This is a genomic window from Winogradskyella marina, from assembly GCF_015645385.1.
Taxonomy (GTDB): Bacteria; Bacteroidota; Bacteroidia; order Flavobacteriales; family Flavobacteriaceae; genus Winogradskyella; species Winogradskyella marina.
In genome coordinates, this window is sequence record NZ_JADOET010000010.1 from 58,652 (window position 1) to 79,129 (window position 20,478).

9 protein-coding genes are annotated in these 20,478 nt (G+C 34.3%); 7 read left to right on the plus strand and 2 right to left on the minus strand.

Translation table 11 applies throughout. The annotated features are described in order from the left end of the window. Positions 1 to 236 precede the first annotated feature (236 nt). A complete protein-coding gene (gene pta, locus ITJ86_RS12075) occupies positions 237 to 2,345 on the plus strand; it encodes a phosphate acetyltransferase (protein WP_195871901.1) in 2,109 nt (702 codons plus the stop codon). 12 nt (positions 2,346 to 2,357) lie between these two features. Then, on the plus strand, positions 2,358 to 3,542 hold the full coding sequence (locus ITJ86_RS12080) for an acetate/propionate family kinase (protein ID WP_195871902.1): 1,185 nt from the start codon (positions 2,358 to 2,360) through the stop codon (positions 3,540 to 3,542). A 5-nt stretch (positions 3,543 to 3,547) separates the two neighbouring features. On the opposite strand, the gene ITJ86_RS12085 is transcribed toward ITJ86_RS12080, so the two are convergent. Beyond that, the gene (locus tag ITJ86_RS12085; protein WP_195871903.1) at positions 3,548 to 4,474 is read right to left on the minus strand and encodes a mechanosensitive ion channel family protein; all 927 of its coding nucleotides are present in this window, start codon (positions 4,472 to 4,474) and stop codon (positions 3,548 to 3,550) included. Positions 4,475 to 4,633: 159 nt separating this feature from the next. Next, positions 4,634 to 5,245, minus strand: a complete 612-nt coding sequence (locus tag ITJ86_RS12090; protein ID WP_195871904.1) for a peptidase associated/transthyretin-like domain-containing protein — start codon at positions 5,243 to 5,245, stop codon at positions 4,634 to 4,636. Positions 5,246 to 5,785: 540 nt separating this feature from the next. On the opposite strand from ITJ86_RS12090, the gene ITJ86_RS12095 reads away from it, so the two are divergent. The 5 genes from ITJ86_RS12095 to ITJ86_RS12115 all read left to right on the plus strand — a co-directional run bounded on the left by ITJ86_RS12095 (position 5,786) and on the right by ITJ86_RS12115 (position 20,455). After that, a complete protein-coding gene (locus ITJ86_RS12095) occupies positions 5,786 to 6,238 on the plus strand; it encodes a hypothetical protein (protein ID WP_195871905.1) in 453 nt (150 codons plus the stop codon). Between the two features lie 281 nt (positions 6,239 to 6,519). Beyond that, entirely contained in the window at positions 6,520 to 7,842 is a 1,323-nt protein-coding gene (locus ITJ86_RS12100; protein ID WP_195871906.1) for a hypothetical protein, read from the plus strand. A gap of 181 nt (positions 7,843 to 8,023) precedes the next feature. Then, positions 8,024 to 9,427, plus strand: a complete 1,404-nt coding sequence (locus tag ITJ86_RS12105; RefSeq protein WP_230080289.1) for a T9SS type B sorting domain-containing protein — start codon at positions 8,024 to 8,026, stop codon at positions 9,425 to 9,427. Position 9,428: 1 nt separating this feature from the next. After that, positions 9,429 to 12,176 carry a PorP/SprF family type IX secretion system membrane protein gene (locus ITJ86_RS12110; RefSeq protein WP_195871908.1) on the plus strand — a complete coding sequence of 916 codons (2,748 nt, stop codon included), beginning with the start codon at positions 9,429 to 9,431 and terminating at the stop codon, positions 12,174 to 12,176. A gap of 68 nt (positions 12,177 to 12,244) precedes the next feature. Beyond that, on the plus strand, positions 12,245 to 20,455 hold the full coding sequence (locus ITJ86_RS12115) for a T9SS type B sorting domain-containing protein (protein WP_195871909.1): 8,211 nt from the start codon (positions 12,245 to 12,247) through the stop codon (positions 20,453 to 20,455). Positions 20,456 to 20,478 lie beyond the last annotated feature (23 nt).

Sequence of the window (20,478 nt, forward strand, 5' to 3'; positions counted from 1 at the left end):
AAAACGCAAAGATGACGCCATTTTTATAACCTACACTACTTTATGGCTTTTATTTTTATAAATAGTTATATTTAAGGTAAATCAGGTGATTTTTTTAGTATTTCAAAACATTGAATTACGTCAAGTTTATACTGAAAATGAACCTGAAACATGACAAATCTCATAATTTCGCTGGTCTAAATCATTAATTTTGTACAATATTTTACATTAAGATTAATTATTTATCATCAACACAAATGAATAAAAAAGCGACTAACAAAGCCATCTATATAACCACCACCGAACCTAATAGTGGTAAGTCTATAATTTCCTTAGGATTAATGCAATTATTACTAGGAAAAGCTGCAAAAGTAGGTTATTTCAGACCAATTATAGATGATTTTAAAGCAGGAGAAATAGACAATCACATTAACACTATAATCACGTATTTTAATCTCGATTTAAAATTTGAAGATGCTTACGCTTATACACGAAGTGAGGTGATTAAAATGAAAAATGACGATAAGGATGATGAGATAATTGGTAAAATTATTGATAAATACAAAGCCATAGAAGAACGTTTCGATTTTGTATTAGTTGAAGGTAGTAGTTTTATAGGTGAAGGTGCTATTATAGAATTTGATATTAATGTTTTAATTGCTAAAAACTTAGGTGTTCCTGCAATTATTTTGGCGAGTGGTGTCGGTAAAACTATGGACGATTTTGTTGGTAGTTTGCACATGGCTTACGATTCTTTTAGAGATAAAGGTGTTGAAGTTTTAGCTGTAATAGCAAATAAAGTAGAGCCTCAGAATCAAGCATTGGTAATTGCTGAATTAGAAAAAGATTTACCTGCTGGTGTTATTGTTAATGCGATTCCATTAAATCCTATTTTAGCAAATCCATCTATAAAAGAAATTGTAGAAGTGCTTAATGCAGACGTGTTATTTGGTGAAGCACACATTAATAACCAAGCGGGTAATTACAGTGTTGGAGCTATGCAGTTGCGTAATTATCTAACCCATTTAAAAGAAAACGCTTTAGTGATAACGCCAGGCGATAGAGCTGATATTATTTTAGGTGCTTTACAAGCTAATATTTCGGAGAACTACCCTTCTATTTCGGGAATTGTATTGACAGGTGGTTTAAAACCTGAAGAGTCAATTATTAAGCTTATTGAAGGGCTTTCAGATGTTGTACCAATTATTTCTGCAGAAAGAGGTACATTTTCGGTAACGAATAAAATTGGTGCTATAAAATCTCAGATTTATGCCGAAAACACACAAAAAATAGAAACTTCAATTAAGGATTTTGAAAAACATGTAAAATCAGAAGCGCTTGTTGAACGTCTTATTACGTTTGAAACCAATGGAATTACACCAAGAATGTTTCAGTATAATTTATTAAAACGTGCTCGTGTAAACAAAAAACACATTGTATTGCCTGAAGGTTTAGATGAACGTATTTTAAGAGCGACAAAACAATTAATTGATGTAGATGCCGTAAACATTACATTACTAGGTGATAAAAAACAAATTGAAGCACAATTGTTAACGCTAGATATTGACCTAGATTTAAACCGCGTAAACATTATAAATCCTATTGAATCAGATCATTTTGAAGCTTATGCCAAAACACTTTATGAGCTGAGAAAACATAAAAATGTAAATTTAGCAATGGCTAGAGATTTAATGGAAGATGTCTCTTATTTTGGTACTATGATGGTGCACAAAGGAGATGCAGATGGTATGGTATCTGGTGCAGTTCATACCACACAACACACCATTTTACCAGCGCTTCAGTTTATAAAAACAAAACCTGAAACATCAATAGTGTCTTCTATATTTTTTATGTGTTTAGAAGATCGTGTTTCTGTTTATGGTGACTGTGCTATTAACCCAAACCCAAATTCTGAGCAACTGGCAGAAATTGCAATATCATCGGCATCGACAAGTAGAGCTTTTGGTATAGACCCTAAAATAGCGATGTTGTCATATTCTTCTGGGGCTTCTGGAGTTGGGGAAGATGTAGAGCGTGTAAGAAAAGCTACAGATATTATTAAGTCTAAACGAGCAGATTTAAAAGTTGAAGGTCCTATTCAATATGATGCTGCTGTGGATATTAAAGTTGGAAAAACTAAACTTCCAAATTCTGAGGTAGCAGGACAAGCCAATGTCTTTATTTTTCCAGATTTAAACACCGGAAATAACACGTATAAAGCGGTACAACGTGAAACTAAAGCTTTAGCGATTGGACCTATTATTCAAGGGTTAAATAAACCTGTTAACGATTTAAGTAGAGGCTGTACTATAGACGATATTTTTAATACCGTAATTGTAACCGTAATCCAAGCACAAGGGCTTTAAAATATGAATTGTATGAAGATATTAGTTATAAACTCAGGAAGCTCGTCAATAAAATTCCAATTGATAGAAATGCCCTCTGAAACTCTAGTTTGTAGTGGTTTAGTTGAGCGTATTGGAGAAAAAGATGCTATTTTAAATTATAAAACGCAACACAAAGATATTAAGCAAGTTGTACATGTTAAGGATTATAAACAAGGCTTAAAAAAAATTGAAGATTTATTATTAGATCCTGAAAAAGGAGTGATAAAAAATACAGATGAAATTGAAATTATTGGACATCGTGTGGTTCATGGTGGTAATTCGTTTTCTGAAACAGCTTTAGTTACTGAAACCGTAAAACAAGACATAAAAAACTGTAGTTCTTTAGCTCCTTTGCATAATCCAAATAATCTTCAAGGGATAATAGTAGCAGAACAATTGTTTCCTAATGCTAAACAGGTGGCTGTTTTTGATACGGCGTTTTTTCAAACACTACCAGAAAAAGCTAAAAAATATGCGCTTCCTAACGCATTATATAAGGAACATCAGATTCAGGTGTATGGTTTTCATGGCACAAGTCATAAGTATGTTTCAGAAAAAGCACTCAATTATTTAAACCTAAAATCCTCTAAAATTATCACTATTCATTTAGGTAACGGTTGTAGTATGACTGCAATTAAAAATGGTAAAAGTGTAGATCATAGTTTAGGATTTACACCATCAAATGGCCTAATTATGGGAACACGAACTGGTGATATAGACCATGCTATTATTTTCTATTTAGTGAATACTTTAGGCTATAGTTTAGATGACGTAAGCACAATGGTGACAAAACAAGGTGGTATGTTGGGCTTAACTGGGTATTCAGATTTGAGAGATATAGAAAAAGAAGCCGGAAATGGTAACAAAGAGTGTCAACTAGCTTTAGCAATGAACGCATATCGCATTAAAAAATATATTGGTGCTTATGCTGCCGCAATGAATGGATTAGATGCTATTGTTTTTACCGCAGGAATTGGTGAAAACTCGAGTATTATCCGACAATTAGTAGGCGAAGATATGGATTTCTTTGGGATTGCTATCGATACCTCTAAAAATGAAATTAGGTCAAACTCAATAAGAGAAATTAATACCGACACATCAAAAGTTAAGGTTTTAATTATTCCAACGAATGAAGAACTAGAAATTGCTAAGCAGGCGTTTAATCTCGTGAATTAGAACTTCTATTGTGGTTTGTCATAGTTAAAATCACGAGGATCTTTTCGAACCCTTAAAGGAATATCTTCTTCATTCTTATATAATTTAAGTTCAGTAATATTGGCAGGAAGATTAAATCCTTTTTCATCGAGAAGTTCTTTGACTTGCTTAATTATAAGTCCTCGTAATACTCTTGATGACTTTCTATAATCTAAGGTTTCTACCCAGAAAAAGACTTTTAGATTAACCGTACTTGCCGATAATTCGTTTTCAATAACAAAATTATCGTGAACATCATCGTGCACAATTTCGGGATGGTTATCTAATATGTCTTGAATTGCTGCTTTGGCGTCCTCTATATGATCTTCATAACCAATACCTACAATAAATTCATTTCTAAAATAGCCATCAGCCGTGTAGTTTTCAACCGCTTTTGTAAGCACGTCGCTATTGGGTACAAAAATATCGCGTCCATCGGATGTTTTTATATGTGTATATCTAAAATTTAAGGCTTTTACTTTTCCAAATAATTCACCTACCATAATAGTATCGTTAACGTTAAAAGGTCTGTTGAAAGCTAAAATTATTCCGGCTAAAAAGTTTTTACCAATATCTTGAAATGCAAACCCTAAAATAATAGCTGCTCCACCTGCTGCTGTTAATATTCCTGTTGCTACTCCACTTAAACCAGCAACTTCTAATGCTAATAATATAGAGATTAAAACGAAAATAATCTTAATAGCTTGAACTAGAAATCGAGCCATTAAAGGGTCTTCAGCTTTTTTTAAGATACGTTTTTTGTAAATACTAGTCAATAGTTTTGCAATAAGTACTCCTACAACAATTACCAATATACCTAGTGCAATTCTTGGTAAAATGTCTAACAATTCATAGTAATAATTTTGAACAGATTTAGAGATGGTTTCCGAAGCTGTTTGTAGTAATATTATCATGTGTTTTTTAATTTGCTCTTAATTATGTTTCAACAATGCGTATTCCTAAAAATAAGAATTATTACAATTAAGTTAAAGTTTATTTTAACATATTAAAAGTGAAAATAAAAAAAGCGTCCTAAAAGCATTAGGACGCTAAGAACACATTATAGAGTTTAATTATAAATTTGCTAATGTTTCATTAGCTTTTAAAGTAATATTACGTTCAGCAACCAAAATACCATCTTCTGATTTTAATTTAAGTATTCGTGTTGGATCACCTTTTTTCACCATACGTTTTCTACAAGATTTTGTAAGAAGAGGGTCTTCATCAAATAAAAATGATTCTACAGCATACTCTTGCTTAGAAGGTGCTTTTATAAGTGGAAATATTTGTTGCGGTTGATTATATCTTCTATCTCCTCCAGGGACAAACGTGTATAACGTATAGCGTCCGTCAGCATCGGTTTTAACCCAACTTCTATGAAACACATAACGTCTATCACCTGTATTTCTCAAATCAAAATCACCATCTTCATCGGGCTGCTCTATAAATAGAATAACATCTTTTGCAGGTGTTACGCCATCACTTTGATAAATAATACCAGTTAGCTTTAACTTATTTGTTTTCGATCTATAATCTGGTATTGTATCTGTATGACTCATCTGGTCTTCCGCGCGATCATATATAGGACTATTAAAATCTAAGTTAGAGTTCTGTTCTTGTGCAGAAACTCCAATCAATACGCTATGGAAGCATATAATACAAAATAAGGTCTTTAGATTTTTCATGAGAATTAGATTTTGGGTTTTACCAAAATTCCAGCTTTTAAATCATAATGCCTTAAAAATCACACCAATGCTACATTTTTACGATAAACCGAAAAAAAAAACAAATATTTCCGATGAACTACTTTTTTTCATTAAAATAGTTATTCAATAAAAATACGTGTGATTAGGGTTGCTTTTAGACCATAAAAAGACATGAAATCTTAACCGTTTTATATCAAAATGTACGTTTCACAATTCTTTATATTTATGACTTAGAATATATATATTAAAGTGTCGCTATTGTGGAAAATAGAGCTTGTAATTGGAAAAATTAAACCAGTAATAATTGTTAGTTTTATGTCAGTAAATTTTGAAAATATTCAGAAAACGAGCAAAAGTATTTCGTCGGTAAAATTAGCATTTAATCCACTATTAGTGCAGTTTAACTATAAAATATGTATTTCATATATGAATTGTTTTATGAAAAATGCTTAAATAAAGTTGTTTTATTTAATAAATTGTATAGATTTGTGGGACTAAGATTAATTAAATAGCGTAAATATGAAAACCAAATCTACTTTATTTTGTGCTCTATTTTCTCTAATGATGAGTGTAAGTTTTGCTCAAAAAGATGAGGATTCTCAAAGTATCATTAGTGGCAAAGTAAACATCTCAAAATACCATAGTCGTGAAGACTTAAAACAGAAGAAAAAAGGAGAATTACTTGTTCTTTATGTAGAGCGAATTGAAGTTATTGTAAATATCCTTCCAAATATTGCATTTGCAACTAAACCTGGTGTTACCATGGAAAATCTTGGAATACCTGATACAAAAGATAATAGAAAAGCATTAGAAGATAATATCGATGCCTCTACCTCTTATTTTGATAGTACTATGGAGTTTCAAAAGAAGATACTTCCCTATTCTGATACTAAAGATTTAATTGCCGCGATTCTTTTTTATGAATCCACATTAAAAGCATTACATACTTACGATGATTTTAAAAAGGACTAGTTAATTTTTTTATTATTATATGTGTTTTAAAAACCTTGACCCAGAAATTGTGTCAAGGTTTTTTTATTCTATGTAATTACTTAAGAACAGGCAGATTTTAGTGGTTTTTTTATGATTTATTCAAATTACACCGATAATGTGCTCTTTTGTGTAGGTAAAATAATACATTTAATATAATTGAGTGTATTTTGTCGATATAATTTGTGTTTCGTGGGATTTATTTATATGTTTGATAATAATTGTATTAAACGCCCTTTAATCTAATATTAAATTTACCTACTATGAAAAAAATTACGCTTACTTCACTTTTCTTTCTTTTAGTGTTTGGTAATTTATTTGCTCAACAAGAAAAAGGAATTACTGGCTACAATAACTGGCTAGATACATGGACAGACTTTCAACCTAACAAAGCGGACTACGAAGAACCAACGCAAATATTGTCTGGAAACATTTCAGAAGATATAACTCTAAATAAAAGAGATACCTATCTTTTACTAGGCGACGTTTTTGTTACAGATAGTACGACTTTAACTATAGAACCAGGTACTGTTATATTGGGAGACTATAAAACCAAAGGGGCATTAATTATAGCAAACGGTTCTAAAATAATAGCAGAGGGAAAACCAACAGATCCAATTATTTTTACCTCTAATAGAAGTGATAAAAAGCCTGGAGATTGGGGAGGACTATTTTTATTAGGCAATGCTCCTATTAATATATTTGGTAATGTAGCTTCTCTTAATTATGGATTTAAACCGTCATCAACTGAAAATATTAGTTATGGTGGTGATAACACCGAAAGTAACTCTGGTAAATTAAACTATTTAAGAATTGAGTACGCAGGAAAGAAAACTAAAGATTTTGGAAATTTTAGTGGTCTTACCCTTGCTGGTGTTGGTAAAAAAACTGCTATTAGTAATATTATGATTAGCTATAGTGAAGGTAATTCTTTTAATGTATTAGGAGGAGAAGTAAACTTAACTAAAACAGTGTCTTATAGGTCTAATAAAAACGACTATAATTTTAATTATGGTACACAAAGTAGTATTGAAAATGCTTTAGCGATTCGCTCTCCTTATATTTCAAGTCCAGATGGTTCGCGTTGTATTTCTGCTAGCTCTTATGATATAATTGAAAACGCAGATACAACTAAAAAAGAAACGTTTGTAAATGCGGAAAACCTTACGTTGGTTAATATCAGTAATGATTTAAAATCTGATATTCAAGTTGGTTTAGTTCAAGAAGCTATTTTAATTGGTCCAGATGTATCATTGAACCTAAATAGAAGTGTTATTTCTGGTTTTAAACCTGCTATAATTTTAGACGAAAATATTGATATCAATAATGAGAGTTTAGAAAAGGTAAAAATTACAAATTCTTATTTTAATAATTGTAAAGGAAATATTTTTAAAAAATATGCAACTAACAACGATGACTTAGAAAGCTGGTACGGAAGTAGAGCTTTTGATAATGTATATTCAAAAGGCCCAGATAAAGAAACATTTATCGATTCTGATAACAGTAGAACTCCAGATTTTAGATTGAGAATCAACAAAATTATAGCTTCTAATGATTATTTCGATGATGACGATGAAGAAGAATAACATACACTAAACGATTAACCTAAATTTTTAATTCTTAACATATTTAATAATAGTTTAAATATGTTACGACTCTGATAAAACCCTAAACAGCTTATAGACTAAAAATTACAATCCCAAACTAATGCTTAAACCTACTTACCTATCTCAATTCATATATGGAATTTGTATATGTCTCGCGTTTATGTTTCAAAAAGCGAATGCGCAAATAGTTATTGGTACGCCTAATTTAGGTTTTAGTCAAGCTTGTGCAAGTGACTCATTTAATACTTTTAATACCACATTTATTTTTTCACCGGAGTCTGTATTAAACGCATCAAATCAATTTATTATTGAAATGTCTGATGCGGATGGTGATTTTTCTGATCCAACTATTGTGCATACTACCGCTGCAGGATCTGTAACAGTATCACCAGCAACTATTGCGTTTTCTATTCCGGAAACTACTACAGGTGAAAACTATCGTATCCGTGTTAAGAGTAGCGCTCCTGCCGCAACCAGTGCAAGGTCAGTTCCGTTTGCTGCGTATTATAAAATTCAAGATTCACCATTTACAATAAATAACCTCGTGTCAACTGGCGCATTTTGTAGTGGTGGAAGCTATTTATTATCTATTGATAACCCAGGAAGTGGAAATAACGATTCACCGCTTCAATATCCTGGCCTAACCTATAAATGGTATAAAGAAACAGGACCAACAACATCTAGTTTTGTAGCTGATGGTCCTACATTAACTGTAGACACGGAAGGTACTTATTTTGTTAAAACGAACTACGGCACTTGTACTTCAAACTCATTTTCTAATCGTGTTACAATAAGTGAAGCTGTTTCAGGAGAAGCGAATGCCACTATTGTTTCAAGTTTAGGAAATCCGTATTGTCCTGAACAAGGCCTAACAACTTTAAGTACAATTGGTGGTCTTTCTTACCAATGGTATAAAGATGGAAATTTAATTGAAGATGCTACCAATCAAACTTACCAAACTAATGCGTCTGGTTCATTTTCAGTTCAAGTAGATTTAGGAGAATGTTCTGCTTCTGGTTCAATAGAATTGGTAAGTGAATTGTTTGATAGCACAATTAATGTTCCAGAGTTTAACGAAATGGCAGAAGAAGATACATTACTGGTAACGGTAACGACTACAGCTATAAACCCAGAATTTACATGGTATTTGAATGCATCTGTTATTCCAGGTGAAACAAATGCTTCTTTTGAAGCTACCGAGTTTGGAGATTATAGGGTTAGTATTACACAAACCACAGGTTGTACAACTACGGTTGACTATTTATTTTCTATTGAAGAAGAACTCGATCTTTTTCCTGACGTAGAAAACATTCCAAATCTTATCAGTCCCAATGGAGATAGTATTAATGATACTTGGATTATACCAACGCAATATGTTAGTGGTACAGATACTGAAGTGATGATAATGAACAGTCAAGGAAAAGTAGTAGTACAAACCAAAGATTACTTAAACAATTGGCCAGAAAACGATTTAAAATTAACGCGTATTAATAAAGTCTATTATTACATTATCACAACATCAGATAATAAAACATTAAAAGGTTCAATAACTGTAGTGAAATAATATGAAAGCACATTTTCTACTTTTTATATTATGTATCTGTTCTTTACAGACATTCTACGCTCAAGAAGATGACGGCGTGGTTTCGCTTGCAATACCATCACGAAATTCTTTAACCTTTAACCGTTTTACCCAAAACCCAACATTTAGTTTTGTGAGAGAACAAACTAAATACATCAGTGTCTATAACAAAAGAGAATGGGTACAATTTGAAAATGCACCACTCACCTATTTAGCCAGTTATTCCGGACGATTTGGCGAGAATATTGGAGCCGGATTGGGACTTTTTCAACAAAATTATGGAGTATTAACCACCTATGGTGGTATTTTGAATTTTGCATACAATGCACAATTAGGTTACGATAGCAACCTAACATTTGGGCTTAATATTGGAGCTTATAAAAGTGGTGTTAATACTGCAAACGTCATCACTAATTTCAGCGACCCTTCGCTAGAGAATGTACCAGAGAATTTCCTATTAACTATTAATCCTGGTATTAATTATGGGACTGAGTTTTTAGATTTCGGATTATCAATAAACAATTTAGCATTATACAATTTTGAAGCTTCAGAACTTATTGAAGATAACCCACAACAAAGCATTCAAGCTCATGTAATGTATACAGGTTACATGGATAGTAGAGGTTTTTTTGACGAAAGTAAATTTACAGGATTGTTACGTTCCGAGTTTCAAAAAGAAGAAACCATTTTATCTGCTGTTGCCATGGTGACTGTGCCTAAAGGAATTTGGGCTCAAGCGGGTTATAATACACTTTACGGTGCCTCTGGAGGAGTCGGATTAAATATCACAACACAAATTGCAATAGAATACAATTATGAAACTGCTTTTGGTGATTTAAGCAATTATGGACCTTCACATGAAATTACTTTAGCATACCGATTTAAAAATGATAATTATTATAACTATAGCCGTGAAGATGAAGTGAGCAGTATTCTTTCATCAGACGGACGAAGAAAACGTCGTGTTACTAAACCTTCAAATTCAAGCGTAGCAAGTAGAAATGCAGCTGCTGAAAATAAAGCGAAAGCCGAAGCAGATGCAGAAGCTAAATTAGAGGCAGAACAAGAGGCTCAAGAAAAAATTGAAGCAGATAAGGAAGCTGAAAGATTAGCAATAGAATTAAAAGAACAACAAGAAGCTGAAGCACAGGCGAAGTTAATAGAGGCTCAAAAATTAAAAGACTTAGAAGAAGCTAAGGCTAAAGCCGAAAAAATTGAAGCGGATAAAAAAGCTGCGGAAAGAGCGGAAACTAGAGCAAAACTACAAGCTGAACAAAAAGCTAAGGAAGAAGCTGCTGCCCGAGCTAGACTATTAGCGGAGCAAAAAGCCGAAGAAGAAGCTGCTGCTCAAGCTAAACTATTAGCGGAACAAAAGGCTGAAGAAGAAGCTGCTGCTCAAGCTAAACTATTAGAAGAGCAAAAAGCTGCAGAAGAAGCTGCTGCTCAAGCTAAACTATTAGCGGAGCAAAAAGCTGAAGAAGAAGCTGCTGCTCAAGCTAAACTATTAGCAGAACAAAAAGCTGCAGAAGAAGCTGCTGCTCAAGCTAAACTATTAGCGGAGCAAAAAGCTAAAGAAGAAGCTGCTGCTCAAGCTAAACTATTAGCAGAACAAAAGGCTGAAGAAGAAGCTGCTGCTCAGGCTAAATTATTAGCAGAACAAAAAGCCGAAGAAGAAGCTGCTGCTCAAGCTAAACTATTAGCAGAACAAAAGGCTGAAGAAGCTGCTGCTGCTCAGGCTAAATTAGTAGCGGAGCAAAAAGCTGAAGAAGAGGCTGCTGCTCAGGCTATACTATTAGCAGAACAAAAGGCTGAAGAGGAAGCTGCTCAGGTTAAAGAAAATGCGATATCAAATGCAACAGATGAACTTGCTGTTTCGATGCAGACAATAACTAAATCAACAGAAGCATCAAAAACAGTTCAGAATGAGTTATTGGAACAGTTTGATGAGATTGTTGCTATTAAAGATCAGGATCTTAAGGATATGAAAGAAGAAAATGACTTAAGCGATCAAGGAATTACTGTTCAGCCTAAGCCATTTAAAAGTGTGACAGCTGAGAACAATGCGTTAAGAGCAATTAGAACAGATTTAGATGATGTTATTAAAACACGTACAGAGAAAATTGATGAATTAAATAAACTTTATGAAGAACGTGCTGCAATTGGTTCATTAGCTTTAGATGAAGTAACCCTGTTCTATGAAAAGGAGATTAAAAGATTAAAAGCTGAACAGTTAAAGGCTAAACAAGCAAAAGCGCAATTAGACGTAAGGTTAGAAGCTATTCAGGTCGCAACTGAATTTGAAAAGCGTAGACGAATTAAGCGTGCAGCTTTTAATAATGAAGACGATAGATATAGTCAAGGAAGAGCCAAGTTGAAAAACATAAGAGAAACCACAAAATTATCTGCAACACCTTTAAAAGCTGAAGATTTTGATTTTGGAGAAGCACAAGGTAATAGTATTAAGATATTAAAGAATATCAATCATATAGATAGTGGTTTCTATCTCATAATTGCAGTACATGGTGATGAGAAAAGTAGAGATGAGTTTTTAACTAAAGTTGTTGCATCTGGAAGAACAAATGTAGATTTCTTTCATGACGTGAACACTAGTAAATATTATATTTATTATGATAAGGTTGATGATATCGCAAGTGCCAATAGAGCTTTAGAAGCCAAAGGTAATAGACCTTATAATGGAAAAATGTCAATAGTAAAAATAGAAAACCAATAATAGTTAAGCCAACTTTTTACGTTCTTCTTTGCCCCGAGAAGTAAAGTAAAATAATAAAAAATAGTATCATGAAAAAACCTACTTTTTCTAGAATAGCCATAATTGCCCTAACACTTATTTTGGGACAACTAACGTTAGCTCAAAACTATGAGCCCTTTACACCTCGATTTAATGAGGACTTAAAAGGTGATATTGTCTTAATCGGTAATAATATTCTTGGGCCAGATAATGACCCATTTAATAATAATTCGGTATATAATCACCAAGTCGATATGCAATATATTGATATCGATAGTGATGGCTCTACTTTCAGTTCTTCTAGTGCAGATCTAACAATTCCTAACCCAAACTGTTATAAAATCATATATGCAGGTTTATATTGGGGAGCTGTAAATCCTGGCGATGCTCCTATAACAGAAGTAAAATTTAAAGGACCAGAAGGTGGTTATCATGATATAGAAGGTACTATTATTTATGATGCAGATGGAAATACTGTAGATGGTGGAGATAGTTTTTCTTATGCAGCTTATGCCGATGTAACCTCTATAATTTCAACGTTTAGTAATGATTTAGGTACATATACAATTGCAAACGTATCTTCTGCAGAAGGTAGAACAGCGTCATATAATCCCTATAATGGTACAGGACAATCTGCTGGTTGGTCATTATTTGTAGTTTATGAAGATCCTACTTTACCAGGAAAATCAATTACTAGTTTTGATGGTTTTAGTGCTATTAGTGTTGCAGGTGGTAATCCAAATTTAGATATTCCGGTAGATGGATTTAGAACTATTCCTGCTCCCGCTCCAGTGAGAGCTAATTTTGCTTTTGCAACTTTAGAAGGAGATAGTCCTATTTTAGGTGATCGATTACGTTTAAACGGAGTTAGTTTGTCAGCTACAGATCGCCCAATTGCAAATTTTTTCAACAGTTCCGTTACTCAGTTAGACGCTACACCTGTAAATGATAGAGTCCCAAACAGTACCAATACCTTAGGTTTTGATACAGGTGTAATGCATGTGCCAAATCCTGGAAATTCAGTTATTGCCAATGATGCCACCTCTGGAACCATTCGTTTAGAAACAAGTGGAGATACCTATTTTCCTTATTTCTTTGCTTTTGCTGTAGAAATTATAGAACCTAACATAGTGCTCACCAAAATTGTAGAGGATGATTCAGGTAATAATATTGGTAATGAATTTGTAGGCCTTGGGTCTTCGCTTAATTATGTCATTGGTTTTCAAAATACAGGAAATGACAATGCTACAAACTTTCAAATCAGAGACATTCTGCCTGTGAATGTTATTTTTAATTATCCAGAAGATTTAGTATTACCTCCAGGAGTAACTGTTTCTAGCTATAATGCTGCCACACGAGAACTTATTTTTAATATTGATGATTCTTTAGTAGAAGAAAATGATCCCGTTTATGAAATTCGTATTGAGGTAGAAGTTGTAGAATCTTGTAACCTACTAATTGATGCGTGTACTAATATTATTAGTAATCAGGCTTTTGGAAGTTATAATGGGTTTTATAATCCAACTTTTTCAATTTCAGATGATCCAAGTATTAACAATAACACAGGCTGTTTGTTATCACCTCAAGCCACAAATTTTTTAGCAGATTTAAACTGTACTTTTTCTCAAGATATTGTGTTATGTGGAGAAACTGTCGATTTAACTGCAGCAGATGGTTATGATTCTTACACTTGGTCTACAAGTCCAACCGGAACACCAGTTATTGGAAATACACAAACGATAACTGCCGATCAAACAGGCACCTACTACTCTTTCAATTCAGCTGTAGCTCCTTGTCAATCTATTGTTCAAGAATACCATGTAGAGATTTATGGTAATAATACTTCAAACCCTGTTATACCTTATGCAGATGAAGTCGTAACGTGTCCTAATGACGGAAAATTATTGCCAAATATCTTTTTGTGTGGTGCTGAAGATTCAAGATTAATTGAAACCAACATCTCCAATTCTACGTCAGTTATATGGGAACAATTAAATGAAGGAAGTTGTTCGGCTGTTGCAGATGCAGATTGTGCAAATGAAGACGCTTCTTGTACTTGGGATGAAGTAGGAACAGGTTCAAATTTTCTGGCTGACACAGCAGGTCAATACAGGTTAACTATTAATTATCCTGGTGGATGTTTTGTACAGTTTTATTTCAATATTTATGAAAACATTTTAAACGCAACTGTTAATGCATCAGATATCATTTGTACCACGGATGGAAGTATTACCGTAAATGGAGTGCCTTCAGGATATGAATATAGTTTAGATGGCACTTCTTTTCAAGATAGTAATGTGTTTTCTGTAGATACTCCTGGTATTTACACAGCTTATATCAGACAGGTTGGTGTGGCAACAAACCCTTGTGTGTTTACTGTTCCAGATGTACAAATTAGAGATCGAGAATTTACAGGTTCAACGATAGTTACACAACCCCTTTGTTATGGTGATAAAGGCACAATTTATTTAGCAGCAAACGATATAGATCCTCAATATTCTTTTGCACTGACTGAAGGTGGAAGTTTAGTGAATAGTGTTGGTCCAATTGTAGATAACACCCATACATTTCAAAACTTAAATACAGGAACATACACGGCAACGATTACATCTGAAAATGGCTGTGTATTCTCTGAAGATATTACAATTACTGAACCACCAGTTTTAACGGCTACTGCAGCTTTAACAAGTCCATTAAACTGTACTGATGGTGAGATTACAGTTTATCCAGTTGGTGGAACACCTCCTTATTTTTACTTTGTTAATGGTGCAACAGAGTTTCAAACTGTACCTGAGGTCGTTGTGCCTACAGCCGGAGTTTATAACATTACTGTTATGGATTCTAATAACTGTAGCACAGACTTAACCCTTACAGTTGATGCTATTCCTGCACCCGATTTTAATATAGATATCGTCGATATTGCTTGTGCAGACGCTAGTGATTCTGGAGTTTTATCAATTGATGTCATTAACGCAAATGGCAGTAGTATTTTATATAGTATTGATGGAGGAACGACTTTCGTTAACTCAAATGTCTTTACAGGTTTACCAGTAGGAGATTATGAAGTCGTATTACAATACGCAACAGGCTCTGATGTTTGCGAAACCAGTCCACAGACGGCAACTATTAATTCTGCCACACCAATTACCGGAACTGCAGAATTAACAGCTCCTTTTACATGTACCTCAGATGGTACCATTACAGTTACGGGAGTTACAGGAGGTGATGCACCATATACCTATAGTATTGATGGTGTATCTTTTCAAAATAGTAATAGCTTTAATAATTTATCAGCAGGAACCTATACTGTAATCGTAAAAGATGCTAGTGGTTGTTCTTCGGCAATGAATGACATTACTGTGGAAGCCTTAAATCCACCAACGGATTTAACCTTCGATAATTCACCAGTGACCTGTCCTACCAATACTTCTACAATTTCTATTACAGGAACAACAGGAGGTATTGGAATATTAGAATATCAAATTACAGCACCAGCTTCGGCAGCAACGGCTTATCAAACATCAACAGATTTTTCAGGTTTAGAGCCAGGAACGTATACGATTCAAGTTAAAGATGAAAATGATTGTGTATATAGTGAGTCTTATACTATTGACCCTATTCCTACTCCAACCTTATCTGTTGTTTTAACGGAAGGTTTGGATTGTACAGCGGCGCCAGATGCGGTTATAACTGGAACAATTTCTGGACCTGCGCCTTACACATATTCGGTATCAATAAACGGAGCTGCTTATACATCTTTAGGTGCAACAGGTTCTCCATTTACATATGCAACGGCAGATGCAGGAACATATCAATTTGAAATAACAGATGCTAATGGTTGTTCAGCGGAATCTTCTGTGATTACAGTAAACCCATTATCGCCACCTGCATTAAGTTTGGTTGCACAAACGCAACCTATTTTATGTCATGGTGATACAAATGGAGCTATTGAAGTTACAATAGATACGTCAGTAGGGACCCCTCCTTTCACTATTAATGTGAATAACGATACAACAGGAACTGATTATGGTACACAAACGTCTGGATTACCAGCAGGAACATATACTGTAACTGTAACAGATTCTAAAATGTGTACAGCAACTGAAAACGTGACGATTAACCAACCATATCAAATATCAATATCCCATGAAGCTATCGATATTACTTGTGGTGCAGGTGGCGTTTCACAAGGTTCGGTCATTGTAAACTCAGTTACAGGTGGAACACCACCTTATAACTATTTTGTTACAGGTACAAATGGTTACTCTAATTCTGAACTTAATAATATCGGTTCAACATCAGTAAGTTTTGATGTGGTAGATTTTGGTTTATATCAAATAAATGTGGTAGATGCTAACGGTTGTTCTGTTCTAGTTCAAGATGTATTGGTAGCCTCTCCTCCAACAGATTTAGATATTGATATTACTACAACTGTCGATTGTTCTACTGGTGGTGAAGCTGAAGTAAGTATAGGATCATCTCTTACTAGTGCAGGGCCATTCTTCTTTAGCATATACGAAGGTCCAGGTACGGTATATCCTACTACTGGAACATGGTTAAGTGAAGACGCTCCAGGAAGTGAGTCTGCTACATTTACAGGGTTAATGCCTGGTGTATTATATACATTTATTGTGTATGACCAATCTACAAATTGTAGTTACTACGAACCAGCTACGGTTCCAATTCCAACTAATTCAACATTAACAGCTACAGCGGTTAGCGCGAATAATATAACCTGTACAGGGAGTGCTGACGGAAATGTATCATTTACTATTAATAGTGTATATGGAAGTTCTGTTGCTGTAGATTATGAAATATTCGATTCTTTAAGTTTAACCTCAACTGGAATTACAGGTTCAGGTTCTGTTCCTGCAAATGGAGCATTAAATGTTACAGAATTAGGGCCATTACCATTTGGAAATTATTTTGTTTCTATTAGCGAAAGTTCAGGTCCAAATGCTGGTTGTGGAGTTGTAACAGTGCCTTTTAATATTACAGAATCTGCCTTTCTTTTAGAGTTAGAAGCTTCTATTGATCAGAACGCGAATTGTAATCCTAACTCAGGAATTATTAGTGCTATCGGTTCAAACGGTACACCTCCTTATCAATATCAAATTACAACAACACCCGCTGCTCCATTAGCAACAGATGCTGCTTGGGATGCTTCAAGTACATTTAATATGGATGCTGGTAGTTATTATGTGCATGTTATTGATGCTTATAACTGTATTGTTACGAGCCCGGTTCAAGTTTTAGACATGGATCCAACTCCAGTAATTTCAGCAACATTAACAAATCAATGTACTGTTGTTGAAGGTGAATATGAAATTGATGTTACATTAGACACACCTGGTTTGTCTCCTTATAGTGTAAGTATTAATGGAGGAGCATTTCAATCACAAACATTCCCTTTTACACTTTCAAATTTATATTCAGGAACACATACAATAGAAGTTCAAGATGTAAATGGTTGTGGTAATACGGTATCAATAGATGTTGTACCACCAATAAACATTACACCAGAAGTAACAACGCTACCATCTTGTAATAATGATGATGGTGAAATTACGGTAACTGGTTCTGGAGGATCTGGATCTTATGCTTACAGCATTTTACCAAATCCAGCTTCAATAAGCTTAGCAGGAAATGTATTTTCTGGTGTGCCTTCAGGAAGCTACACCATTACTATAACAGATACTGTGACTTCTTGTACAGAAGAGGTTTCTGTAACGGTTTCTGAAGCTATACTTCCTACATTTACTTTAACTCCAACTGAAGTAACCTGTTTTGGGGATAACTCTGGATCCTTCGAGATAAATATTGCCAACTATTCTGGAGCGTATACGTATGAAGTATTTGATAGTTCTGGAGCGTCAGTCACAGGAGTGGTAAACGCCAACACGTCCACCAACCCTGAAATAGTAACAGGAATGGAAGCTGGAACATTTTCTGTACTTATAACAGAAACAGATATTCCTTTCTGTTCGGCAACTTCAAATGTAATTATTGCATCTCCACTAGAAGCTATGACACTTAATGTATCAGAAACTTCAGATGTAACATGTAATGATAACGAAGGTACAATTACTGCTATTGCAACAGGTGGTTGGGGAGATTATGAATATGAATTAACGGGCGATGCTACTGTAGCTTATTCTTCAAATGGATCATTTACAGGATTGTCAGCTGGAGATTACACCGTAAATGTTAGAGATGCCGGTGGTTGTATCGTATCTGAAGTAATAACATTAGAAACTCCAGATCCAATAACAGCTACATTTACACCAAGCACTACAACATTATCTTGTTTTGGTGATCAGGATGCTAGTATTACTATTACAAATGTTACTGGTGGTCAAGGCACAAACTATACGTATACGTTAAATACGGTTTCACCAACACCAAGTGTTTCTGGCCCACAAACCTCTAATGTGTTTAACAACCTAGGCCCTGGAACTTATTTTGTAAGAATTACAGACGGTTATGATTGTGAATTTTCATCAGCAAATATGGTAATTACTGAGCCAGATCCAATTGAAGCTAGCTTAGTAAGAGCATCAACCCAAACCTGTTTAACAGAATCAACATTAACATTGAGTGCAACAGGTGGAACAGGATTATATTCCTATAGTGAGAACCCTTCCTTTTCACCACTAATTGGAACGTTTACAACTTCGACAACATTTACGGTTTCAGAGGGAACGTATTCATATTATGTAAGAGATGCCAACGGATGTGTTACTAATGTATCTAATGAAATTACAGTTGATCCATTGCCGACTTTAGAAGTGACATTAGAATCAACCAACCCTACAATTAATTGTGCTGGTGATAACAATGGTACCATCTTAGCAACTGCTATAGGTGGATTAGGAAATTACACCTATACGTTACAAGATAATGCAGGAAACCCTGTTACTGCAACAGAAAACAGTCCAGGTTATTTCACAGAACTTTTTGCAGGTGATTATATTGTATACGTAGAAAGTGGAGATTGTACTGCTACTTCTGCTCCAATTACTATTACGGAACCAGATGCTCCACTCGATGCGTCAGTGGTTGTTAACAATGTGAGTTGTGCAGGAAGTAATAATGGTTCTATTGAAGTTACTGCGTCTGGAGGAACAGGAATCATTAAGTATGCTATTTCACCACAATTAAATCAGTTCTTCGATATTAATACTTTCGAAAACTTAGCTCCTGATGATTACACCATCATTGTACAAGATGAATTAGGCTGTTATTTAACACTCGATGTTACCATAACGGAACCGCAACCTGTAATCTTAAGTATTGTACCAAACTCATTAATCCCAGAAGTTTGTACAGGTGAACTTGAAGGTGAATTTAGTATTGCTATTTCAGGTGGAACATTACCATACAGTGTCAGTTTAGATGATTATGATGGTACTTACACAACAGGAAACGCTACGCAAACCGAATTTTATTTTACAAATTTAGGCGGTGGTGATCATATTGTATTTGTAAAAGATGCTGAAGGATGTGAATCTGAATGGAATATCACGTTCCCAGAATCAGTTAGCATTTTACCAGAAGTTGTTATTGAAAATATTTGTGACAACAATATACAAGGCAATATTGTAACTGTGACTGTAGATGCTTCTATTGAAGACCCTACCCTTCTCGAATATTCTTTAAATGGTGGCCCATATCAATCTGATAATGTATTTACAAATTTACCAGAAGGTACAGGGTATTATATTGATGTAATGCATGAAAATTTATGTGTTCAACGTACCGACTTATTCGATATTGATACCGTAGCCCCTGTAACGTTAACATTGGCTGAAGGTGGATTAAATGAATTCATAGCAACTGCCTCTGGTGGTAGAGGTGATTACCAATACACGTTGAACGGAGAAGATGTTGGTTCAGAAAACACTTACATTATTACAGAGTCTGGTTTATATACTGTAATCGTGACCGATAGTAGTGGTTGTTATGCAACTGCACAAATAGAGTTAGAATTTCAAGATATATGTATTCCAAATTGGTTTACACCAAACGGAGACGGAGAATTTGATACATGGGCACCAGGATGTACTGAAAATTATCCAAACCTAACCTTCGATATTTTTGATAGATACGGTCGTAAAATTGCCACATACCGTGTTGGTGAAGTTTGGGATGGAAAGTATATGGGTAATGAATTACCTACTGGAGATTATTGGTTTGTTGTTCAAACGAATGACGCTTCACACGACAAAGAGTTTGTTGGACATTTTACACTTTATAGATAATAGCTAAGCACATTTTAAAGATA